Origin of the sequence: Pseudarthrobacter sp. R1, assembly GCF_024494415.1 — a bacterium.
GTDB lineage: Bacteria > Actinomycetota > Actinomycetes > Actinomycetales > Micrococcaceae > Arthrobacter.
This window is the reverse complement of sequence record NZ_JAMKFI010000008.1, coordinates 181,314-203,895: the sequence shown is the minus strand read 5'-3', so window position 1 is coordinate 203,895 and position 22,582 is coordinate 181,314. Positions and strand designations below refer to the sequence as shown.

Sequence of the window (22,582 nt, the reverse complement as noted above, 5' to 3'; positions counted from 1 at the left end):
ATGATGGAGCAGGCTGACGTCGCACCCTGCCCGCCCAATGCACATTGTGGGCGATGGCGACACGAGCCCCGATGGTCGTGTTTGGGAGGATAACCGTCGTCCCGGTGGGTAAAAGCTAACATCCGGCGACAACTGACACTCGTAAGGCAAGGACGGTCTGGAAAAGGACATAACTCAGGGCCTTCACCAGCTTCGCAAGCCGCGCTGGTGCAGGAGAGTCGAAAGGGACCAAAGTCGTTCAGGTCTCATTCCCACAGCATAGGGCTACAGAAGACCGGAACATAAGCGGCTGAATAGGTCCACCATCCCCAGCAGCCTAAGGCTAAATACTATGGCTACGAGCCGATCGGTCGGCACCCAGCCGTGACTGCGAATACTCTTCCAAAATGTGCCCGAACGATCCGCCAATCATTCCTGCACCCCTAAAAACATGGACAAGAGCGCGCATGCCACGATACGGCGACAGAGCTAAGCCGGGAAGCATAATCGCTCCAAGACCAAGGCGAAGGAATCCTTTGAAACCACATGCAAGCACTTGCGGCAGTTTCCCCGAAAGCCTATCGGCCACGGCGAAAGTATTACCCAGGCGGTACTGTCGGCGTAGGACCCAACGTATGTTCATACGAGTGCGGGGGACTGATTCGTAAACCGGCGCACCCGCTGACCATACGATCCTCATGCCCATAGCCACGGCCTGACGAAAAAATAGATAGTCGGACCCGCCGGAAATTCGCATTCGTTCATCGAATTGGATGCCCACCCGCCGAATGAATGCAGCCGAAACCATGACATTATTAGTCGCGGCAGCGGTCAAGGGCGCTTGATCAGGGAATGTCCAGCTTTCAAAAACGCGGCTATTAACCAACCACTTCGGCGCATCAGGCGGATACACCGGGATCACAGCACCAAGGACACAATCAGCATCCGTCGCCTGCTGTGTGAGCAGCATCTGCTCGACCCAGTGCGGACTCGGCCACTCATCATCATCGATGAAACAGATGAAGTGACTATCGTCGGGGACGGACGCGAGGCCGGCGTTGCGAGCTATTGGAATACCCTGGTGTCCCTCGACGACGTATCGGACCGGGATGGTTCCGGACTTCTCGAACGCCTGTACGACGGGAAGCGCAGTCGCCGCGACGTCATTGTCTACGACAACGACGTCTAGTTTGAAAGCTACATTTGCGATACGAGACTCCTGCCTATCGAGTGTATGCAGAAGATTCAGCAGACCCTCCGGCCTTCGGTAACTGATCACTATCACCGTTACTTGAAACGGCTTTTCATTTACGACCATTTTCCCCCCTCAGGTCATTCTTAACAGTGCGGCCAAAAAGCGTGTTGTATGTATGTTCGCAAAGAACTCTGAATAGGAACTTAGGGTTGCCCACAAGGTACCGTCTAGCTAAACGCCGAGGCTCCTGCCCCAGTCGCCAGGCCCATTCCAGCCCTACAGAACGCACGATGCCGGGAGCACGCCGCTGTTCGCCAGTAAGGTAATCGAAGAGAGCCCCGACCCCCCAAGCCGATGTAGTTAACTCCGGAACAAGGCGCTCCACCCACCGCTCCTGACGGCCGTTGCCCATCGCCACAAACACTAAGTCAGGGGTAGCGGCTCGCACGTGGCGAATAACCTCATCCTCATCCGTGGGTTCAAAGAAGCCGTGATGGAATCCGACGACGCGGTGGCGAGGCCATCTCTCAGCAAAAATATGCTTTGCCCGGACAACCACCGAGGGCGTAGCACCTAGTAGGAAGATCCTTAGAGGAATGCGGCAGCGGTCGAGAAAATAAGGCGTAAAGTCCGTACCGTTGAGATTGTCGGGGAACGGCTCTCGGTGCAGCAGGCGACTTGCACTATTCACCCCAACCCCATCGTTCAGGACGATGAACGACCTGAGAGATGTCTTCAGTTGCTCGTCTTTTGACGTCAGGTTGACGAGGTTGGCGTTCGCAAAGGCCACCTTGGCCGGCCTCCCGCTATGAAGCAGGCCCTCGAGGTAATCCGCAGCAATATCGCGCGGAAGCCCCAGAACATTGACGCCAAGGATAGGACGAATTCTTTCAGGGACTGGAAGCGATGTCTCAGCTGAATTGTTTTTGATTACTGTTCCTAAAATCGTCGAAGCCAGCGCCCGTGACAAGGTCGTAGGATGCCGCATTTTCAACCTGGTGGTACCTCTAGAACCCGTTGCCTTCTGACCAGGTGCACGGCTGACACGTCCCGTCACGGTACCATTGCCCAAATGGGCTGCAGGCTAAGTCATAGACCACCCGCGTCCTGCCGCGCGGGCCTCGGGACTGCCACCTAAAAAGACTCATTCCCCAAGTCTAAGGGCTGCTAAAGACCGGCACCGTCACTGTGAGTCTTGAAGATGAGCAAACGCGCGTAACGATGCAGCGGCTGATTATCAAAGACTCAGGGCCCACCGTCGAAATCGTGAGCATCAACAAAGCTACGATCACTATCAGCGAGCCCGAAATTGGAGGTAAGACGGCTGGCGCTCTTGCAATGCGTTATCAAAACGGTCACTCTAAAGGCGCCGAACTACACCGGAACCAACAACGCTGTCAGCGACCTCCCCATCCTCGCTAAAACCAGTGGTGACACGCCGAACAACATCAATGCCAGCCTCGCCTGCGGCCTAGGACCGGCATTCACCAACGGCACAGTTGGAAGAACATGCTCAGGAGCGACATGTTTATGAGAAAGCAAAATCAACTATGGGCGTTATCCTTCGCGTACTGCTTAACTTTTTGGGGCGGCTACCGAAAATCCCGCCTTGTGGTCGGTTAGCGCATTTGGGGTGCTAGGTGAGCGCCTGGGCTGGCGTGGTCGCGCCGACCCGGCAGATCCCGCGGGCGCGGGAAAACCTACTCCGCGAGGCCAATGGTAATAACAGAACAGTGGCGGTACCCGCACCGTCACCGACCGCCGTTTCACCTATCAGGCTATCCTGGAGAGCCCAATTGTCACGCCGTGATAGAGCCTATCGTTGTCACCGATGGTCACTCTAGGGTAGATCATCAGACTCATTCCACGTTGTACGACGTGAATGTTCTTCCCGAACTTCACGGCGGGGCGGAAAGCTGCACCCGTTGATGCACATGCATTCGCGCCCACACGACCAAGCCCAGGCACGTTCCGAAAAAGCAGAAGTTTCGCCATGGTTCTAGGCGCCGAAGTAGAGGGCCAGCGCTGCGAGGCGAGCGCTGTCTCAAGTCTTGTTAAAACGGGCGCCCTGGCGGCCTGAGTTCGTCGGCGTTGGGTCTGCGGGTGCGGCACGATCGTCAGGCCCAGGAATAGGATTGCAAGCAGCAGCGCCGCCAGGACGAGGGAAAATCCGACCCTGTAGTTATGCAGGCGACAATCCAAGGTTGGATAGATTCAGTGGTGCTCCTCCAACGCCATGATTGCAAGGCATGCTGAAAAATCTGCCCGCAACGTGGACTCGAAGCACGGGATTGCTCCAGTACTTGGACTCGCACCGGGCAGTCGCCGAGAGGTTACCGTACGCTGAAAACGACGACCGCCATACTGTGCGGCAGATTCCCAGCGCACCTAGACCTGCTCAGAATTTCGGCACCTACGAGCGGGTATCCACTGCAAACTCCTATCGATGTTCCGAAGGTGTCACCCGAACCGGTGGGCGCCGTCTCACGTCCGGACCACTCACACGGATTGACTAACTCCCTGCGTTTTCCCCGGTGGGAACGAGTGACCTGACAGAACAACCCCTCACCGGACCCAACGGGCGCGTGTCTGTTAGGTTAGGCACGTGCCTAACCTAAAGCAAAAGATTCTCATCCTTTATCCCTACGCCTATGAGGAACGGGACGCGGTTTCGGCTATGGTTCGCGAACTGACGGCCATGCTAGGAGAGCGCAACAGCGTAGACCTACTGGCACTTAAAGTGGACAGGAAGCTACGTCCGCGGCGCAAAACCCTTGACCAATGGATCTACTTGGCGAAGGCTCTGGGCTATTCGGTGGCACGTTTCAGAGACATTGACGCCATAATCGCGATAGATGTTCCAACTGGCGTTCGCCTCGTAGGGGTTTTGCCGCGGATTCTCTCCGGCAATCGAATTATCAACGTCTCATGGGTGCTCGACATGTATTCGACTCAAGTGTCGCGCCTACAGGCTGGGCTACTACCGCGCAATCGAGTAATCGAGTTCTGGGACAACCTCGGTCTGCGTGCATCTAGCCACGTCGTAGTGCTGGGGCAGTGTATGGCAGAGGCTGTCAAACGTATCTCCGGCCAAGACGCGATAGTGATTCCGATTTGGAAAGAACCATCGGTAACAGGAGAGAACCTTCGGGAGCGCTTCGGACTGAGGAATGACCAGTTCGTCCTGATTTACGCCGGAACGGCCGGCAGTAACCACCCAATGGCAGCCCTGATTGAAGCAGTAGGCTCGGTTGAGAATGATAATGCCGTCCTCTTGATCGCCGGGCGCGGGTCAGAGGTCCGGAAAGCCCGCGAGGCTGTAAAGAGGGCCGGGTTCAGCAATGTCCAATTTGTTGACCTAGTTGAAGATTATGAAGTTCCAGCGCTCCACGCTACGGCTGACCTTCATGTAGCCATCCTGGATGAGCGAGTGACAGGAACATGCGTCCCATCGAAAGCCTACTCTGCGATGGCCGCAGGCCGGGCATGCCTGTTCTTAGGGTCCGACAAGAGCCAAGCCGCCCTAGATATCGCCGCCGCAGATGCGGGCACGACGGTTGGGACCAGTGACGTCAGAGCAATCGCAGACGAACTGAAGACGTATATATCAACTCCGGGTCTTGCTGCCAGGCGCGGACGGAATGGGGCCCAGTTCATCTCTGAGCAGCGAAGCTTGGCAGTATCCACTACGAGGTGGGAAAAGGCTCTTTCCTAAAACCTGCACCAGCAGGAATGAAACAATGATTCATAATCACTGATGATTTCCGGGGTTCACAGCGCCCTCGCACGGCTCCCCTGTCGCAGCCCGCTTCAGTTCGGGATCGGATCTTGGTAATTGACTCTTAAATCCAGAAGTCTTTCCTCAAGAGACATTGCCCCGTTTTCCTGGACCTAGTAGTGGAAGTTTCCGGAGTCAGGTGGCCGCGAGATTCGTAGTACGCTTCGTTCCGAAGAGTGAATGCTAGGCGGAATGCGTAGCAGTGTAAGCAGCGGCAACCGATTATCGTACCCCGCCTGTATCAGGCGACAAGACCCAAGAAAGATGCCATGCGCGGTCCACAAAAGTTACTGCCTCAGCAGCAGTAGCGATATAAACATGGCTGACTGTTCCTCTGCTATTCCTTAGGGGCGCAACTGACTGGAAAGGCTCTACAAGTTTGAGTCGGTTTTCCATTTGAAAGCGACTCTTTGTATTCGATGGTCCCACGTGAAGCATTTTCCAAGGGGCATCCCCCGTTCTACCTGCCATGTAAATATGGGCGAGCAACACCGTGAGTACTGAGCCTGGATTATGCAGAAAGTTCGAAGACGACAGCATCTGGGCCGTTGTAACAGGATCTACTCTCTGGCATCAAGGCCATCAGCAGCGTGTTAGCGTGGCTCCATGAAAATCGTCCATCTTATGGGGGCACTGCGGCCAAGCGGCATGGAGCGGATGTTCTTGTCCGCCTCCATCCACTTCCGAGCAGCGGGCGTAGAAACGATCATCGTCGGTCAAGGCAGTGACCAGCCTTTCGCGCAGTATCTCACCCAAGCCGGCTACAGAGTTGAAGTCGTCCCATCGGTCAAGACCTATGGTGGTGCCAAAGCCTGGGCGACCCTACTGCGGAGATTGCGGCCTGACGTCGTCCACATTCATACAGAAGGTGCGTTCGTCGTCTCAGTATTGGTGGCGAGAGCCTCACTACCAGGAACGCCGATCGTGCGCACCGTTCACAGCATCTTCCGACCGACCGGCAAAGCGAAGCTAAGCCGACGACTCCAAGGCCTGGCGGCAGACAAATTCGTTGCCGCTTTTGTTGCTGTGTCCCCCGAGGTATGCGAAAACGAGCGTTCGTACAACAGAGATGCACGCACGATTTTCAACTGGGTTGACGATACATATTTCCAAGCTCGGGAGGTGAGGACCATACAGACCGGCAAACCGTCAGCTGTTATTGTCGGCAACTCCTCGCCCATCAAGAACCAGGTGCTGGCGCTTCAAGCGGTTTGGAATTCAGGCTTGGACCTTTACTTCCATGGGGACGAGACGGGAGCTACGAAGGAGGAAGTTACCATCTTGGACGCGTTGGAGGACGAGGGCAGACTTCGCCACAGAGGTACTTCGGATCCTCGCACCAGTTTGCTTCAAGGGTCCGTGTTTCTTCTGCCTAGTCGACACGAAGGTCTTGGCATTGCACTGGCGGAAGCGCTTGTGGTCGGACTACCGGCAATCGTGAACAATGTACCAGGCCTACGTTGGGCACACGATTTCCCGAACGTAACCGTCCTTCCCATCGATCAAGATCTATGGAACGTTGCGGTAAAAAGTGTTGAGCGGAGGCCCGATATTGAAGAGACCAGGGCGAATCCGCTCCCTATCGACTTGTCGCCCGCTCGTGGTGCATCCGAGTATCTCGACCTCTATACCAGCGTTAGCGCGATGCGCCTGAAGGCCTAAATCAAACCATTATTAGCACCTATGTCAAGCGTTTCGGCGGTTATTTGAATTTCTTGCTTTCGGTCGAAGAGTTTAGTGCTCTTTCCTCAGCTAGCCCGACGCGAAGAAACACTTCACCCGCCACCTAGTAATGCATCTCTGCCCTCCAGGCAGGAAATAATCAAGTTGCCCCGCCGGGGCACCGTCCCCACCCGCCGGCTCCGGGACGCCTCGTGGCCGCCGTGATCAGCTCCGGCAGGGCGCCCCCAAGGACCGCCGCTTCATACGGTGTTTCATGGTGGTTCGTGCAACGGGCCCCTGGACTCCGCGGCGCTGACGCTTCCCGATGTCGACGCCTTGGCACCGCGGCAGCTCGGCATCGATGCCTTGAGATCGTTCACGGCCGCGACAGTGAGGGCGTCGGGCACTGGCTGTTCGCGCATCAGCTTGAGTGGTGCATGGGAGTGCAGGTCGTTGCCATCGACCGGCGACCGCCCGGGGTCGGCATGGTCACCGGGACGTGGACCACGTCTGCGACGCTTACGGCGTGGTGCAGGCCAGGTTGCTGGAGCTTGTCCCCGGCCTGTCCGGGGAGCCCTATGCCGACTGGCTCAAACGGCGCGGCGCGGAATTCCCCGCCGGGATCAGGACCGCAGTGCAGGATTCGTTCCTCGGCTACGCCCACGCGATGGGCGGCGAACTGCCCGAGGGGTTTCAGCAACCTGGACGCCTTACGTGTTGTAAAGCTTGCTCGGCCATGGACAATGAAGTCGGCCGCCGCGCCCAACAAGTTACCTAGGGTACTGTGCATGCAGGGGCACTGTTCTACGGGATCCGCCTGACCTCCCCAGGGTGGGGGCCGAGGTCACCCTCGCCCACCAGTGTTACCAGAAGCTCGGCCGAATCTACCAAGTCAGGCCCGAGCGGAGCTGCTTGGAACTCGTCGATGAGGTGATCTCCTCATTCTCGTCCTGCCTAAATCCCTCGAGTCTCACGACTGGACCACGCAGTTGAAGAATAGAAGGCCGCGATCCTGGCCTACTTCGATACCCTCGGGTGAGTTGCGCTCCTCTCAGACGGAACGACCCCCGACAAAGGATGGAAGCCGCACGCCACGCCGACGAAGTACGCGATTTGTTTCGTGCCAGCGGAAAGTCAATAGCCAGACAAATGCAGACACAGTCCCGGCAACGCTGATCTGCATCACAGCCTCTGCTATTCGACCCGCTGGTGAAACGAGTCTGGCCGCCTCAAGTCCCGCGAGTAGCCCGAGGACGGAAACGCCAGCAGACCAGAGCGCAAGTGAGGTCAATCGCCGCACGAGGCGACTTCTCATCCTTACCCTGAACCCGGTATGAGAGGTGGCTGACGATATCGCCATGACCAAAAGACCAACAAAAGTCGAAATAGTAACGGCCGCGGCCGCCCACCAAATTGAGTGGGTTGTAACCAAGAGAAGAACTGGAATAACTAGGGCACCCGTCATGGACCATTGCGCACGTCGTACATGCTTGAAATTGCCTCGCATTTCCTGACCGCTGGCCAAGCTACCGAACGGCACGGCCAGTCCAGCACCAATCGCTAGAAGAGTCGCCAGTGCCCCAGCCTGTTCCCACCCCTCCCCCAACCACAGGTCCACAAGCGCCCCGGCATTCACAGCTACAATGCCGAAAATCGGAAAAGCAATTCCCGCTGAAAGCGTGGCCGCGTCGTTCATGGCCCTATCTGCAACATGTGGCTGGCTGATGAGACGCCAGTATGGTTGCATGGCACGACCTAGCGCAGCATTCAACGCAGTAGCCGGCATCTGCGCCAAAGAGGCCCCCCTGGTAAATTGACCTAAGGCGCTAGAACCCAACGAAGCGCTCACGATCCACTCCGGCACTCGTTGTAAAAGAAAAAAACCGGTGTTCTGCGCTGTTATTTTCCGCGTGAATCCCATTATCGTGCGGTAAAACAAGGGGATCCCCTGTGCGCGCTTATGAGTTTGAAATAGCCGCGAGAGAACCGCCAGTAGGAGTGACTGTAAGGCAACCACGGCTGCTAGTGTCCAGCTTTGTCTGATAAGTAAGGCCATAATGATCCCGCAACCACTGGACAGCAGGAAGCTTAAAAGAAGTGCAAGCGCGTCTTTCTTGGGCTGTATTTCACGACGAAGTAACGCCGCTTCTATGGCCGCGGAGGGCCCTATGGCTTGACCGACAGCGAGCAAACCAACGTACACGTGGCCTTCTGGGGCGCGCAGTATCAAGAGCCAGCTAGGAACCAGGACTACAAAGACGACGGCCGATAATATTCCTCCCAAAAGACCGAAGAGACGGACTGTTAGGACCGCACGACCTCCAAGCTCAGATTCCTTTAATACGAAGGACGGCAACCCTGTTGTCGTAAGAAGTGAGAGTATGCCCACAAGGCTTAGAGCCGCCGCCAAGCCGCCAAACTCGGCAGGCGTAAAGAGCCGCGCAGTCAAGGCTGCGTAGACCAACTGGCCAACGCTGATGATCATCTGAGCTGCCAACGCCCAAGACAAACTTCGAGAGACGCTCCGAAAACGGCTCACTTTACGGCCCCCGTCGCTAATTTCATCTCGATCTTTCTGCCGCTACCAGTTGGCTTCGAGTCTTAGGTGTTGGTGGCACGGACGTATTTCCCACCTCAACATCGCCGAAAGCCATAGAAAACGGCATCCAACCTGCTTCAGCTGGACTTAGTCCAACATCAGAACCCGACGAAGCTCTTCCAAGTACGCCGTGGTCACGCTGTCTTTGCTGTGTCTATCCGCAATCAAGCGCCGTCCATGCTCGACTAGACGATTAGCAAGAGGGGCGTTCTCATGAAGATCGCGAAGCGCAGAAGCAATCATCTTAGGCCGGGAAACATCGACAAGAACCCCTGCATTGCCGCCATCTAGTGTCCACGGGACTCCGCCGGCGCGATATCCTCCTATAATGGGGACGCCCGCAGCCATCGCCTCTAAGAGGCACATCGGTTGGCTCTCCTCCAGAGATGGATGACAAAACAAGGACGCCTCTGCTAGATGGCGACCTATTTCCGAACGAGATTGCTTGCCAAAAAAACGAACATTTTTGGAGACATTCTGAGCGGCGGCCCACCTTGCCATCTCGTCACCTTCCCCCAAACCCGGACCGACAAGTCGCAACTCGTAACCATGCACCTCTCGGCTGAAAATGTCAAAGGCCTCGATAAGCCGGCGCACGTTCTTCAACGAGCTACCATCAGCAATGTCAAGTATTACAGGCATTCTTGTCAGTTGAGGGTCTGATACGGGCAATGGAGGCGTCATATTAGGTATGACTCTAATGGCCTTTGGGAACAGCATCTGTCTCCGCCATCTCTCGGCCAGGTACGGTGACACAGCGGTAACACAGGACGCGGACATTCGAACCCGATAAGCCATGAGCGTTCTAAAAAGACGGTAGGCGTCCGGAAGATTCCGGAGAATGGTCAGAGGTGCATCGTGAACGCTGAGAACGCATGGTTTTTCAGACGTAACACCCACCCATCCGAACTCATATGACCAGTGTGCGCTTACCACTTCGGCATCACTCGAAGCCAGCTCACGTGCCATTAGATTCCGCTCCTTACGGAACAGATCGAGGGCGCGCTCTCTGGGACGCTTCCTATAAGGAACAACAGAAATGGAAAATTGTGGCCCTTGGGCCCGCCAGACAGAGCTCACGTCAGGAGAAGCACTGATCAGGTGAACGTGGTGCCCTAAGTCCAGAAGTCCCCGAACCAGATCATTGATCGGCGTACCCCCGAGTCCCTCCGGCAAACCAGCCACAGACGACTCGATATCTCTGACAAACTCCGGTGGTCGGCATGGACCGAGGACGGCAATCTTCACTATGACGTCTGCTTAGAACGACGAGATAAAACAACCCTAAAAAAGCTCCCGCAAATGCGGCGCGCCCACCACAGTCCATAGGTGGCCACATAGTAAACCACCCAGCTTCGCGGTGCTGCCAGTCGTAGGATCTTCATCATAGACTTTGGGTTACCAGCCCCCTTTGGCCCCACGAAGTGTTTCCATTGCGTTGCTAACGGCTGCGAAGGAGGAACAGGATTCCGAGCACACGTTCCGAGGGAACCCGGAGCCAGCTTTGCACCAATAGATTTTGCTGCAGCCCGGAGTCCATAATCGATGTCAGCCAAGGCGTGCGAGTATCCACCATCGATTCCGCCAATCTTTTCAGCGGCGGATGCAGGCACCAAGACTAGGTTCCCGTTAAAGGTCTCCACTGGCTCAGGAACGGAGGACATCGGGTATGTCTCAAAACTCAGAGGGTGAAGTCCGCTTCTCCTTAGTCCCGAGTACGTCACTTCGGACGTCAGCGGATCTCGCATTGCACCGACCAATATCTGACCAGGATTTTTCAGCGACAATTCGTGTAGTCGCTCGAAGGCATCCACGTCAAGAACGACGTCGTCGTTTAGCCACACAACGAAGGGATTCTCTTTGTTGTCCCGTCGGATGGTTTTCAGAACCGAGGCCTCGGCGATTGCCATACTCTTGGCCCAAAACTCTGACCCAGTTCCCGCCAATATCGCCGTGTCCGGGAACTGCGCCGATACGGACTCCGCCGTCGAATCATGACTGCCATCATCATAAAGAGTTATTCGCATATTCAGACCAGCCTTCCTGGCTGCGTCATGAGCGCTCTGTATGCACCGAAGTGTGGAGTCTCGGCGGTTATGGCAGGCGATAATGATATACAGATTCAATTTGCACCTAAATTAAGACTACGAATCAGACTACGACGGTATTTCCCGCGGCTCGGGCTATCGCGCTGGTTCATCTCTTTGACAGTCGTCCGGATGGATACTTCGCTGCCGGCCTGAAACCGTCATCTTGTAGCTCCAAACCAGTTGGAACTGCTCTCTGCCCCCTCCGCGCACCATTCTGATTGCCCCAAGATCGACGACGGCTAGTCCCATCGGCCAACATCGGACTCTCGTCGTTCGACGATGTTGCGTCGTGCCCGCCATATGAGTAGGAATACGCGTCAGGTCCCTTGGGTGGAAGCCTGTTGAGTACAACACCCAGTAGATTGGATCCAACCAGTTGCAGGGCCGCTATTGACTTGGTTAAGTCTTGGTGCTTGAGCTTCTGTGTTCCAACTACGAGGACCACGCCGCCTACGTGTTGCGAAAGTACTGCAGCGTCCGTTACCGGCAAGAGTGGCGGCGCGTCGATAATGATCGTATCGAATTCTTGTTCCAGCCTTGTGATGAGTTCCTTCATCTCGGCCGAGCCCAGAAGCTCGCTGGGATTTGGAGGAATCCGACCCGATGCTAGGACAAACAGATTGTCATCGCCCCACGGCTGCAATAGATCGTTCAAATCAGCAAGCCCAACAAGTGCGGTGGTGAGACCTGCGCCCGGGTCGATACCCAAGTAGTCACCCACCATAGGGCGACGAAGATCCGCATCGATTAGGCAAACTGACTCACCCGCCTGAGCCAGGGCTATTGCAAGGTTTGTAGCAGTAGTGCTCTTCCCCTCGCCAGGCAAGGACGACGTGATGAGGACGGTTTTTGCGTGCCCCGACACGTTAGCGAACTGAAGATTGGTCCGTAGCTGGCGGAAGGATTCAGCTCTTGGGCTTTGAGGTGCAACCTGTGTCAGGAGAGGCCTTTTGATCGCCTCAGCGTCAAAGGAAATGCCGCCCAATAGTGGAGCGTTCGTTATGTTACGCATATCGGCCTCCCCCCTGATGCGAGTATCCATGACTGACCTCAGAGCGGAGAGGCCAATACCCACAGCCAGACCGACTACAAGGCCGAGTAGCAGGTTTAGCCGCGTATTGGGACCGGAAGGCGCATCTGGCGCGACTGCAGGTTTGATAATTGAGAGACTGATAGGGGATGTTCCCCCCGTTTTGGGCCTCTCAAGGGAATCTACCGCGCGGATAAGGCTGGTAGCGACCGCCTCCGCCGTTGCTGCTGCCTGAACCGGCGATCCGTCCTCAACAGTGATGTTAATCAAAACCGTGTCATGGTCGCTGCTCGCCGTCACTGCCCTTGACAGTTGAGCAGGAGTCATTGCGAGCCCGAGCGAATCGATGGCCGGTTGAAGCACCATGGGTGAGTCAACCGTCTTAACGTACGACTGGACTCTAGCCTGAGTAAAAGTATTACCTTGCTGGAGTTCTTGGACTGATCCGGAACTATGAGTAGCTACAAATAGTTCTGTATCGGCCTTGTAAATCGGTTTGGCTAGGACCGAAAGCACGCCTCCGACCAGGAGACCGGCCAGCGTTGCCGCAACTATCAATATCCAGTTGCGGCGCAGAATGCGCAGGTAGTCGCGTAAATCCAAAACTGGAGTCCCCCTGTAAGTTTCTGGCGTTGCCCCCACCGGCAGCTCAAGAACGGCAACATTCGTGCGTCTCAGCAATTATAGCCGTCCCCTTCCGGGGCTCAGTCCGCCTTTTGATCGCCAAAACCTGGCTGAGCCTTAAGTTGCCCTAGCCAGTCAGCCTTCGGACAAACCCCGCTGACCAAGCAAGCCGGACGTTAAGAATCGAGAAGTAAGCCGGATGCAAACGTGACCCGGCGCCTCGCAGTCCCCTCGAACACTGCTGAGCCCTTAGCGCGGAAGCAGATCTTCGTGGATGCCCGGGGTGAAGACCACGGCCACTTTTCGACTAGGTCCCGTTAACGATCGAGCCCCGATACGGCCTGTTTAGCGACTTGCGCGGCCACCCACTAAGATGAGGTCGGTATTCAGCCGAACCATACTGCGCCGTGGGCCCAGTATCACTTTTGTATTGTGGGGGAATTGTGACAAAACGCGCACTGATCACTGGAATAACAGGCCAAGACGGCTCGTACCTTGCCGAGCTACTGCTGAACAAGGGCTACGAGGTGCACGGACTCATCCGCCGGGCTTCTACTTTCAACACAGCGCGGATTGATCACATGTACGTGGATCCTCACGACCCGAAAGCCAAGCTTTTCTTGCATTACGGCGACTTGAGTGACGGTGCACGCCTCGTTACCCTGCTAGCAGAGATAAACCCAGACGAGGTCTACAACCTCGCGGCCCAATCGCATGTTCGAGTCTCTTTTGACGAGCCCGAGCACACGGCAGACACGACCGGTGTCGGAACTATCAGGTTGCTTGAAGCCGTGCGGATGTCAGGCATCAATACCCGTTTTTACCAGGCCTCATCCTCAGAGATGTTCGGGGCCACGCCTCCCCCCCAAAATGAGGAAACCCCGTTCTACCCGCGCTCACCTTACGGAGCCGCCAAGGTCTATAGCTATTGGATCACCAAGAATTACCGTGAGGCTTACGGGATGTTTGCGGTTAACGGCATCCTCTTCAACCACGAGTCCCCTCGGCGGGGCGAGACGTTTGTAACGCGTAAAATCACGCGTGCTGTCGCCGCTATCAAGGCCGGCAAGCAGGATCTGCTTTACATGGGTAACTTGGATGCCGTCCGCGACTGGGGCTACGCCGCAGAATATGTGGAAGGCATGTGGCGTATGCTTCAGGCCGATGAACCTGACGACTTCGTCCTGGCAACTGGCGGGAATTACACCGTCCGGGACTTCCTCCAGATCTCATTTGAGCATGCGGGATTGAACTGGGAAGATCACGTCCGGTTCGACGAGCGTTATCTCCGACCCACCGAGGTTGACGCCCTTGTAGGCGATGCCTCTAAGGCGCAGGAGAAGCTGGGGTGGAAAGCGTCGATTCACACTCCCGAACTCGCACGGATCATGGTGGATGCGGATATTGAAGCCCTCAAGCATGCGGGCAATCATTGGATTGACAAAGTTGAACTGGAAAGCTGGAAGAAATAGTGGCTGACGACGTCATCTTCGAACCGGCTGCGCTAAGCCGCTCTTCGACCTTCTACGTCGCCGGCCATCGGGGGCTCGTCGGCTCTGCAATATGGCGAAAATTGAAATCCGAAGGGTTCAAGAACCTTGTGGGCCGCACCTCGACGGAACTGGATTTGAAAGATCGCGATGCGGTATTCGCGTTCTTCGCCGACTCAAAGCCCCGGTACGTCATTCTCGCTGCTGCTAAGGTCGGTGGCATTCTTGCGAACAACACTTATCCTGTTGACTTTCTGAGCGACAATTTAAGGATCCAGGTCAACGTATTGGATGCAGCAAGGGAATACGGTGTGGAACGTCTCCTGTTCTTGGGTTCGTCCTGCATCTATCCGAAATTTGCTGATCAACCGATCCGCGAAGACTCGCTGCTCACCGGGCACTTGGAGCCAACCAATGATGCTTATGCGATAGCCAAGATTGCAGGGATCATGCACATCCAAGCTATTCGCCGGCAGTACGGCCTTCCATGGATATCCGCCATGCCGACAAACCTTTACGGTCCTGGCGATAACTTTTCGCCAACGGGTTCTCACGTCTTGCCGGCCCTAATAAGACGCTACGACGAAGCAGCGAAATCGGGTGCCAAAACCGTCACCAATTGGGGTACAGGCTCGCCACGAAGGGAGTTTTTGCACGTAGATGACATGGCGGCTGCCTGCCTGCACCTGTTGGAGAACTACGACGGTCCTTCACAGGTCAATGTGGGAACGGGCACCGACGTAACCATTCGTGAGCTTGCCTCGCTGGTGGCCGCAGCGGTCGGTTACACAGGGGAAATCGCATGGGACTCCACTAGACCTGATGGCACGCCCCGGAAGTTACTCGACGTTTCCAAATTGGCCGACGCTGGATGGTCAGCATCAATCGGACTCGAAGAGGGAGTGCGCAGAACAGTCGAGTGGTTTAGAGAAAACTCTCTATCAGTACGCAGCTAGTCAGTTCTTGAAATGGGGGATTCGTAGTGAGTGAGGACGCCAACTGGCGGAGGCGTTCGTCACGGCTCTTACGGCTCGTCGACGCGTTCGTCGTTATCTGGGCCGTCATGGGGGCTTTTCTTATACGATTCGGTGTTGACCCCGCACTCACTACGCCTGGTCAAGACCTCTCTTACATATGGCTTTCCGTGGTGCTCGCCGCGGTGTGGTGGCTAATGTTGGGCGCTTGGAACAGCCGCCAGAGTCGCATCCTCGGGTCCGGCCCGGACGAATACAAGCGTGTGGCCGCTGCCTCCCTCTGGCTGTTCGGCATCATCGCGATAGTCTCATATGTCTTCAGGATTGACACGGCACGGGGATACGTCGGGTTGGCGCTCCCAGTCGGGCTGCTAGGCCTACTACTCGGCAGATGGTTGATTAGACAACATCTGAGTATCAAGCGCGTTCAGGGCCGAAGTATGTCCCGCCTGCTATTACTGGGGGGGCCCGGTGCGGTTGCCCACCTGGCTTCGTCTTTTCGCCGTGCCAAGCACGCAGGATACCTCCCTATAGCAGCCTACATGCCGGGCATCGAGAGCGGCTCTCCCGTGGAACCAAGCTCCGGGCTGAAAGTAGTGGGGCACAAACCCGACACGCAATCCATCATCGCGGCTCTGGAGGCCTGTGGCGCTGATGCGGTAGCAGTCTCTGCGGGCGTTCAGCTGCACCCTCAGACGCTCAGGCATCTAGGCTGGGAACTCGCTGCCCGGAATATCGGGCTCATTATGGCACCAGCTCTAACCGACATCGCGGGGCCCCGGATTCACACACAGCAGGTCGCGGGCTTGCCCCTGATTCACGTCACCACTCCGACACTGGAAGCAGGCCAGAGAGTGGCCAAGCGCCTCTTTGATCTGCTAGCAGCGGGACTTTTGCTACTAGTGGCTTCCCCGGTGATGGTCCTTGTGGCGGTCTTGATTAAGCTCGATAGTGCTGGGCCCGTCCTGTTCCGCCAAGAACGCGTGGGGATAGAAGGAAATCACTTCTATATGCTCAAGTTCCGTTCCATGGCAGTTGACGCCGAAGCCCGCCTCGCAGAATTGGTTAAGGAAAACGAAGGCAGTGGTCCCCTTTTCAAAATGAAAAACGACCCGCGCGTGACACGAATTGGAGGATTCCTGCGCCGATACAGCGTGGATGAGTTGCCTCAGCTGTTGAATGTCCTTACTGGTTCCATGAGCCTAGTTGGCCCACGCCCTCCTCTTCCGCAGGAGGTCGCGGCCTATGAAAGCGACGTACGTCGTCGCCTGCTCGTCAAGCCCGGGCTTACTGGGTTGTGGCAGGTGAGCGGGCGCTCCAATTTGTCCTGGCAGGACTCAGTTCGCCTGGACTTGTACTACGTGGAAAATTGGTCGCTAGCTGGTGACCTCGTCATCATCCTCCGGACCGTCCGTGCTGTCTTCGGCAGTAGCGGCGCCTATTGATCTCGCCAATCCCGTTTCGACCGGACGCGAATAACTGACCCCTTGGGGAAGGAAACCATCACAATGCGCATATCTGTAATCGGCTGCGGCTATCTGGGCGCTGTTCATGCAGCATGCATGGCGAAGTTAGGCCACGAGGTCGTCGGCATTGATGTCGATTCACGAAAGATCGAAGAGTTGTCCTCAGCCCGTGCGCCCTTTTTCGAGCCGGGGCTTGAAGAACTCCTGCGTGAAGTTCAGGGCACAGGGCGTTTGTCTTTCACAACCGACTTGGCCGCCGCCAGAGGAAGTGCCGTGCACTTTATCTGCGTCGGTACGCCTCAAAAGAAGGGGGAAAATGGTGCTGATATGGCGTATGTGGATGCCGCCACAGCAGGACTACTTCCTTACGTTTCACCAACTGACGTGGTGGTAGGCAAGTCGACGGTACCTGTGGGAACGGCCGCACGTCTTGCGGAAATTCTCCGGGCCGAACAACCAGAGGCGCACTTGGTGTGGAATCCAGAATTCCTTCGTGAAGGCCACGCCGTTGCGGACACTCTTCATCCTGACCGATTCGTGTACGGAGTGTCTGACGGATCGGAAGACCATCCTGCCGTCGCCGTATTGGATGACGTTTACTCGGCTCCGCTCGCAGCAGGTACTCCCCGCCTCGTGACAGACCACCCGACCGCGGAGCTCGTAAAAACGGCAGCAAATTCCTTTCTCGCCACCAAGATCTCATTCATCAACGCCATGGCTGAAGTTTGCGAAGCAGCAGGAGCGGACGTAACGCAACTTGCTGATGCGATCGGCATGGATGATCGTATCGGACGGAAATTTCTCAATGCGGGCATCGGCTTTGGCGGAGGTTGCCTTCCCAAGGACATTCGTGCGTTCATGGCGCGAGCTGGAGAGCTTGGCGCCGATCAAGCTCTTACTTTTCTCCGCGAGGTTGATGCTATCAACATGCGTCGCAGAACCCGGGTGGTCGAGCTCGCCCGGGATTTGTGCGATGGATCGCTGCTGGGCAAACGAATCACAGTGCTGGGTGCCGCTTTCAAGCCCGAAAGCGACGATGTTCGGGATTCGCCCGCCCTCAGCATTGCGGCCCAACTACAGTTGCAGGGCGCCGTGGTTACGGTGACAGATCCAAAGGCTTTGTCTAATGCGGCGCGGAGGTTCCCAGAGCTTCACTACGAAGACGACACTTCGACTGCCGTCCAGACGGCGGACGCTTTGCTATTGCTTACTGAGTGGCAAGAATATCGAGATCTGGACCCGTACGAGTTGGTGGAGTCAGTTACCTCTCCCCGAATCCTCGATGGCCGCAATGTTTTGAACGCCGCGAAATGGCGGGCTGCTGGATGGAACTACCGCGGGCTAGGTCGACCTTGACCAGGACCAAAAATCAGGACGCCTCCGCCAAAAAGGCCCCCTCCAAGATGCGACATCCTTCGAAGGCGAGCGGCAAAGGCTTTCGTCGCCGGCTCGTGTTCACCTTCGCCGCGTTGGGGGGTGCCTTTCTCATAACCGCCGCCGGTGCAGCCTGGCTTGGGAGCAAAGCGTCGGAAATAAACTCCGAGCTCACATCGGCGATTCATTTGGTCTCTGCTCTTAAAGAGGAGATAGCAACAGAGAACGCCGATGAGGCCACAGCCACAGTCCGCGAACTACGCGAACATACCGCCGCCGCGAAAAAGGCGGCAGAAGACCCACTGTGGACCTTGGCTTCGGCTCTGCCTGGGCCAGGGGCTAACTTCAGTGCCGTCGCCGAGGTTGCACGTTCAGCAGACGATGTTGCAAGCTTGGGTCTCACACCACTAGTAAAGGTGTACAGCTCCCTGAATTGGGAAACGCTTCTCCCTAGCGGTTCAGGGACTGATTTGGAACCACTCCAATCAGCCTCCCCAAACATCTCGGCTGCCGCTCACTCCGTAAGGCTGTCGGCGGACAGACTGCAACAGATTGATACCACAGACTTGGCGCCACAAGTGGCCGAACCTTTGACTAGTGCAAGACATCAATTGCAAGACCTCGCTGGGGCACTGGACGCAGCCGCAAACGCTTCGCGCATTGCACCCGGAATGCTAGGTGCGCAGACACCACGACACTACCTCCTCATGATCCAAAACAATGCCGAAGCTAGGGCATCTGGCGGCATACCTGGGGCCCTAGCTGTTCTAAGCCTCGACAAGGGCCGGCTGACTCTCGGTTCTCAAATCAGCGCCGGGGCCATCGGCGCAATGTCTCCGATTATTCCGTTTGACCCTCAGCAACAGCAGATTTACTCGCAGCGCGTAGGAAAGTTCATGCAGGATGTGAACCTCACTCCTGACTTTCCCACCGCGGCAAAAGCGGCTCAAGCTATGTGGGAGCGAAAGACCGAACAGCGTGTTGACGGAGTGATCTCCATTGACCCAGTGGCACTCGGGTACATACTTGATGCCACTGGTCCTGTCAGCATCACGAACCCCGAACTCGTGGCGCTCGCAGCGGCAGGATTGCCAACTGAGTTGACAGGCAAGAATGTTGTCCAAACACTGCTTTCGGACGTTTATGCACAAATCGATCAGCCCGCTCTCCAGGACACCTATTTTGCCGGGGTAGCCCAGCAAATCTTTGCAGCTCTTTCGGATGGCAGGGGAAATGCGAAAGGCATGGTGGATGGACTCACTCGTGGTGCAGCGGAGGGCCGGGTCTTGGTCTGGTCTGGACTCCCCGCGGAACAATCCATAATCGGCGAGTACGCCTTGAGCGGATCCATAGCTGGACCGAGCGTAGCCCCCTCGCAGTTCGGTGTCTATTTCAACGACGGCACCGGAGCGAAGATGGACTACTACGTTAAACGCACCGTCCAACTGATTAAGGAATGCCCTCAAGGCGGCTACGAGCAGACAACAGTCCGGATTACCAGCACAAACACTGCTCCTGGCGATGCAGGTACAACCCTGCCGGCCTACGTAACAGGTGATGGACATTTCGGTGTGCCGCCTGGATCGGTGCAGACGAACATAGTCGCCTACGGCCCAGCCCAAGCGCAGGTGGAGACGGCGAAATTGGATGGCCAGAAGACCGAGTTTGCACCTTACTTCCACAGCAACAGACCTGTGGGCGTACTAGCCGTACAGCTGGCTCCTGGGGAGAGCCGAACCGTCGACTTCACATTTGGAAAAATTGTCCAGCACACGGAACCTAACGTTGTTGTCACGCCAACCATTCAAGACGTAAAGGACGTGACTTTGCCCACAGAAATTGCTGCGTGCAGTTAAGACATGGACTCGGCGTTAACACTATGTAAACCGTCTTGATTGACGTTGCTCACAAGCTGACTCAGGTGATAACGTCTTTCTTGGGATCATTATCCGTAGTTCCGCACAGGTCTCGTGTGGAGAGGAAAACTTCCTCAAAATCGGGTACACCAAAACTTAAACGTCTCCGGGGGGACACTCATGAAGAAAACTCTTGCAGCACTCGCGCTTGCTGGCTCCATCGCCCTAATCGGCTCGGCTCCTGCCGTTGCCAACACCTACCCCGCGCTTCCGCCGCAGGCTGCTGTTTCTGACGGTGTCGTAGGCCCGGGCGAAACCTTCGTCTTCCGCGGACAGGGCTTCCGCGCTGGCGAACCGCTCATCATCCGTGTAACGCCCGGTCAGCCGCCTGCAGCTTCAGGCGCCAACATTGCCGGTGGCCGTTCAGTGGCAGCACGCATCAGCGTTGTTGCCGAAGCACAGACCCTGCAGGCAACTGCTGACGCCCAGGGTGCAGTTTCCCTGCCGATCGCTATCAACGAGGCTGGCACCTACTCCATCACCGCAACCGGTCAGGAGTCAGGCGTCACCGTCGGTCCCGTAACGGTGACCGTTGCAGCTTCATTGGCCAGCACCGGCGGCAACGCCGCAGGTGCTCCATTGGCCAACACCGGTACGGGCCTTGCCAACACCGGCGCCGACTCCGGTCTGGTCCTCTGGACCTTGGTCGGCGCAGGCGCACTGGCTGCCGGCGCAACCTCAGTAGTTGTGGTTCGCCGTCGGGCCAAGGCTGAGGCCGCTGCATAACCTCAGTACCCGATCACCACCGAAGAAGGTGGGTGTACTCCAGAAAGGGAGAACACCCACCTTCTTGGTTTTAGGTCTCAAAAGACTCAGCAACCAAGCCGGCGTCGGAGCTGTGGTATCAATATGACCTATGGGAAGACATTGGCGGCGCGCACCACGGCGGTACGACTTCTTTCTTCCCCTTGCCCGCCACCAAGTGCTCCCCTACGTTCTTTTGGGACTGCTGGCAGTGGCCGCATCCGGAATCGCAGCGTTAGCCCTTCTGCGCAGCTCCTAAGGGCCACATGAAGCAGCCAAAGAACCGCCGCTTCTGGCGCCTGGTCCTTATCGCCACGATGGTTCCCTTGGCATTCATCGCTTTCTGGCCAAGCCCCGTGGACCAGCCTGTGCAGGGCCAGCTCGCAGCCGCCCTGAATTCTCTTCACCGCCATGGAATTCCGACGTGGGTCAATTACAAATTCGCTGAAGCATCAGCCAACGTTGCTCTTTTCATCCCACTAGGAGTAGTAAGCTCGCTTGCTTTTCCTAATAGACCGTGGTGGCGGATCGGCGCATTCGGGCTGCTCATTTCCGGGTGCATGGAACTTGGCCAGCTGTTGTTTCTTCACGCCCGTTTTCCAAGCCCTCTTGACCTTGTGACAAACACTGCAGGCGCTGTCATCGGCGCTCTCCTGGCCACTGCAGCGCTTAAAGAACTACAGGCCCGCCGCATTATGGCAGCGGACCTGTAGGTAGGGCTTTAGCCCCGCTTAGTTGACGAAGCCCTTCATCCAGGTCTTCAGGTCCTCGCCGAACTCAACGCGCTCGGACGCGAGCGTGATGACGGCCTTCAGGTAGCTCAGTTTGTCTCCGGTATCGAAGCGGCGGCCCTTGAAGACCACTCCGTACACGCCGGAGCCTTCGCCCTCGCCGGCGGCCAGGGTCTGCAGGGCATCTGTCAGCTGGATCTCGCCGCCGCGGCCCGGCTCTGTCTTCTCCAGGATGCCGAACACGGACGGGTGCAGCACATAGCGGCCGATTACAGCCAGGTTGGAGGGAGCCTCCCCCGTGGCCGGCTTCTCCACCAGGCTGTTCACGCGGACGTAGTCTTCGCCGTCGACGGCGGTGATGTCTGCGCAGCCATAGGCGCTGATTTGGGACGGATCCACCTCGATCAGGGCGATCACGGAACCGCCGGTCTTCTGCTGCACCTCCATCATGGTGGTCAGCAGGTCCTCAGCCTCGTCAATGAGGTCGTCGCCCAGCAGCACGGCGAAAGGCTCTTTGCCCACGTGCTGGCTGGCGCACAGCACCGCGTGGCCCAGGCCCTTGGCCTCGCCCTGGCGGACGTAGTGGATGGGTCCCAGCTCGGAGGCGTACTGGACGGATTCTAGCTTGTCCTTATCCCCCTTCAGCTCCAGCGCGCGCTCCAGGCCCGGCTCGCGGTCAAAGTGGTCCTCCAAGGAGCGCTTGTTCCGCCCCGTGATCATCAGCAGGTCGGTGAGGCCGGACTTCACGGCTTCCTCAACCACGTACTGGATGGCCGGCCGGTCAACAACCGGCAGCATTTCCTTCGGCATTGCCTTGGTGGCGGGCAGGAAGCGTGTCCCCAGTCCGGCAGCAGGAATGACGGCTTTGGTGATAGCTTTCCCCGTAGTCATAGCTGAACCTTACAAATCAGCGGTAGATAAAGGCAATTT

17 protein-coding genes are annotated in these 22,582 nt (G+C 56.8%); 10 read left to right on the top strand and 7 right to left on the bottom strand.

Translation table 11 applies throughout. From position 1 onward, the window contains the following. Positions 1-322: 322 nt before the first annotated feature. Both M8J71_RS11675 and M8J71_RS11670 read right to left on the bottom strand, forming a co-directional pair. Positions 323-1,297, bottom strand: a complete 975-nt coding sequence (locus M8J71_RS11675; RefSeq protein ID WP_256248076.1) for a glycosyltransferase family 2 protein — start codon at positions 1,295-1,297, stop codon at positions 323-325. Further along, a complete protein-coding gene (locus M8J71_RS11670; protein WP_256248980.1) occupies positions 1,284-2,162 on the bottom strand; it encodes a WecB/TagA/CpsF family glycosyltransferase in 879 nt (292 codons plus the stop codon). Before M8J71_RS11670 ends, M8J71_RS11675 begins: the two co-directional genes overlap by 14 nt. Positions 2,163-3,779: 1,617 nt before the next feature. Here M8J71_RS11670 and M8J71_RS23440 point away from each other — a divergent pair. The 3 genes from M8J71_RS23440 to M8J71_RS11655 all read left to right on the top strand — a co-directional run bounded on the left by M8J71_RS23440 (position 3,780) and on the right by M8J71_RS11655 (position 7,392). After that, positions 3,780-4,889, top strand: coding sequence for a glycosyltransferase (locus M8J71_RS23440; RefSeq protein WP_256248075.1), 1,110 nt, complete (start codon positions 3,780-3,782; stop codon positions 4,887-4,889). 669 nt (positions 4,890-5,558) lie between these two features. Beyond that, complete coding sequence (locus tag M8J71_RS11660; protein ID WP_256248074.1) at positions 5,559-6,614, top strand: glycosyltransferase; 1,056 nt, start codon at positions 5,559-5,561, stop codon at positions 6,612-6,614. A 499-nt stretch (positions 6,615-7,113) separates the two neighbouring features. Continuing rightward, positions 7,114-7,392, top strand: a complete 279-nt coding sequence (locus M8J71_RS11655) for a hypothetical protein (RefSeq protein WP_256248073.1) — start codon at positions 7,114-7,116, stop codon at positions 7,390-7,392. Between the two features lie 273 nt (positions 7,393-7,665). On the opposite strand, the gene M8J71_RS11650 is transcribed toward M8J71_RS11655, so the two are convergent. The 4 genes from M8J71_RS11650 to M8J71_RS11635 form a co-directional block, all read right to left on the bottom strand. Next, positions 7,666-9,153: an oligosaccharide flippase family protein gene (locus M8J71_RS11650; protein ID WP_256248072.1), complete on the bottom strand. Its 1,488-nt coding sequence runs from the start codon at positions 9,151-9,153 to the stop codon at positions 7,666-7,668. A gap of 147 nt (positions 9,154-9,300) precedes the next feature. After that, positions 9,301-10,398: a glycosyltransferase family 4 protein gene (locus M8J71_RS23635; RefSeq protein ID WP_374114860.1), complete on the bottom strand. Its 1,098-nt coding sequence runs from the start codon at positions 10,396-10,398 to the stop codon at positions 9,301-9,303. Positions 10,399-10,460: 62 nt separating this feature from the next. Beyond that, the gene (locus M8J71_RS11640; protein ID WP_256248070.1) at positions 10,461-11,339 is read right to left on the bottom strand and encodes a glycosyltransferase family 2 protein; all 879 of its coding nucleotides are present in this window, start codon (positions 11,337-11,339) and stop codon (positions 10,461-10,463) included. Positions 11,340-11,409: 70 nt separating this feature from the next. Beyond that, the gene (locus tag M8J71_RS11635; RefSeq protein ID WP_256248069.1) at positions 11,410-12,936 is read right to left on the bottom strand and encodes a polysaccharide biosynthesis tyrosine autokinase; all 1,527 of its coding nucleotides are present in this window, start codon (positions 12,934-12,936) and stop codon (positions 11,410-11,412) included. Positions 12,937-13,400: 464 nt separating this feature from the next. Here M8J71_RS11635 and gmd point away from each other — a divergent pair, with 464 nt between their 5' ends. The 7 genes from gmd (at position 13,401) to M8J71_RS11600 (ending at position 21,634) form a co-directional block, all read left to right on the top strand. Then, positions 13,401-14,429, top strand: a complete 1,029-nt coding sequence (gene gmd, locus M8J71_RS11630; RefSeq protein ID WP_256248068.1) for a GDP-mannose 4,6-dehydratase — start codon at positions 13,401-13,403, stop codon at positions 14,427-14,429. After that, on the top strand, positions 14,429-15,403 hold the full coding sequence (locus tag M8J71_RS11625; RefSeq protein ID WP_256248067.1) for a GDP-L-fucose synthase family protein: 975 nt from the start codon (positions 14,429-14,431) through the stop codon (positions 15,401-15,403). The genes gmd and M8J71_RS11625 overlap by 1 nt, the downstream gene beginning before the upstream one ends. Positions 15,404-15,429: 26 nt before the next feature. Then, positions 15,430-16,866 carry a sugar transferase gene (locus M8J71_RS11620; RefSeq protein WP_256248066.1) on the top strand — a complete coding sequence of 479 codons (1,437 nt, stop codon included), beginning with the start codon at positions 15,430-15,432 and terminating at the stop codon, positions 16,864-16,866. Between the two features lie 63 nt (positions 16,867-16,929). Further along, positions 16,930-18,243, top strand: coding sequence for a UDP-glucose dehydrogenase family protein (locus M8J71_RS11615; RefSeq protein WP_256248065.1), 1,314 nt, complete (start codon positions 16,930-16,932; stop codon positions 18,241-18,243). Continuing rightward, entirely contained in the window at positions 18,240-20,117 is a 1,878-nt protein-coding gene (locus tag M8J71_RS11610; RefSeq protein WP_256248064.1) for a DUF4012 domain-containing protein, read from the top strand. The genes M8J71_RS11615 and M8J71_RS11610 overlap by 4 nt, the downstream gene beginning before the upstream one ends. Before the next feature lie 180 nt (positions 20,118-20,297). Further along, positions 20,298-20,903, top strand: a complete 606-nt coding sequence (locus tag M8J71_RS11605) for an LPXTG cell wall anchor domain-containing protein (RefSeq protein ID WP_256248063.1) — start codon at positions 20,298-20,300, stop codon at positions 20,901-20,903. A gap of 284 nt (positions 20,904-21,187) precedes the next feature. Beyond that, positions 21,188-21,634 (top strand): VanZ family protein, encoded by a 447-nt coding sequence (locus M8J71_RS11600; protein ID WP_256248062.1) that lies wholly within the window; start codon positions 21,188-21,190, stop codon positions 21,632-21,634. Between the two features lie 18 nt (positions 21,635-21,652). On the opposite strand, the gene galU is transcribed toward M8J71_RS11600, so the two are convergent. Then, positions 21,653-22,543 carry a UTP--glucose-1-phosphate uridylyltransferase GalU gene (gene galU, locus M8J71_RS11595; RefSeq protein ID WP_256248061.1) on the bottom strand — a complete coding sequence of 297 codons (891 nt, stop codon included), beginning with the start codon at positions 22,541-22,543 and terminating at the stop codon, positions 21,653-21,655. Positions 22,544-22,582 lie beyond the last annotated feature (39 nt).

What these genes read in the sequence shown, in the direction of transcription:
- M8J71_RS11660 (WP_256248074.1), top strand. Translation starts at nt 5,559, where the DNA reads ATGAAAATCGTCCATCTTATGGGGGCACTGCGGCCAAGCGGCATGGAG.
- M8J71_RS11605 (WP_256248063.1), top strand. Translation starts at nt 20,298, where the DNA reads ATGAAGAAAACTCTTGCAGCACTCGCGCTTGCTGGCTCCATCGCCCTA.
- M8J71_RS11615 (WP_256248065.1), top strand. Translation starts at nt 16,930, where the DNA reads ATGCGCATATCTGTAATCGGCTGCGGCTATCTGGGCGCTGTTCATGCA.
- M8J71_RS11670 (WP_256248980.1), bottom strand. Translation starts at nt 2,162, where the DNA reads ATGCGGCATCCTACGACCTTGTCACGGGCGCTGGCTTCGACGATTTTA.
- M8J71_RS11600 (WP_256248062.1), top strand. Translation starts at nt 21,188, where the DNA reads ATGAAGCAGCCAAAGAACCGCCGCTTCTGGCGCCTGGTCCTTATCGCC.
- galU (WP_256248061.1), bottom strand. Translation starts at nt 22,543, where the DNA reads ATGACTACGGGGAAAGCTATCACCAAAGCCGTCATTCCTGCTGCCGGA.
- M8J71_RS11675 (WP_256248076.1), bottom strand. Translation starts at nt 1,297, where the DNA reads ATGGTCGTAAATGAAAAGCCGTTTCAAGTAACGGTGATAGTGATCAGT.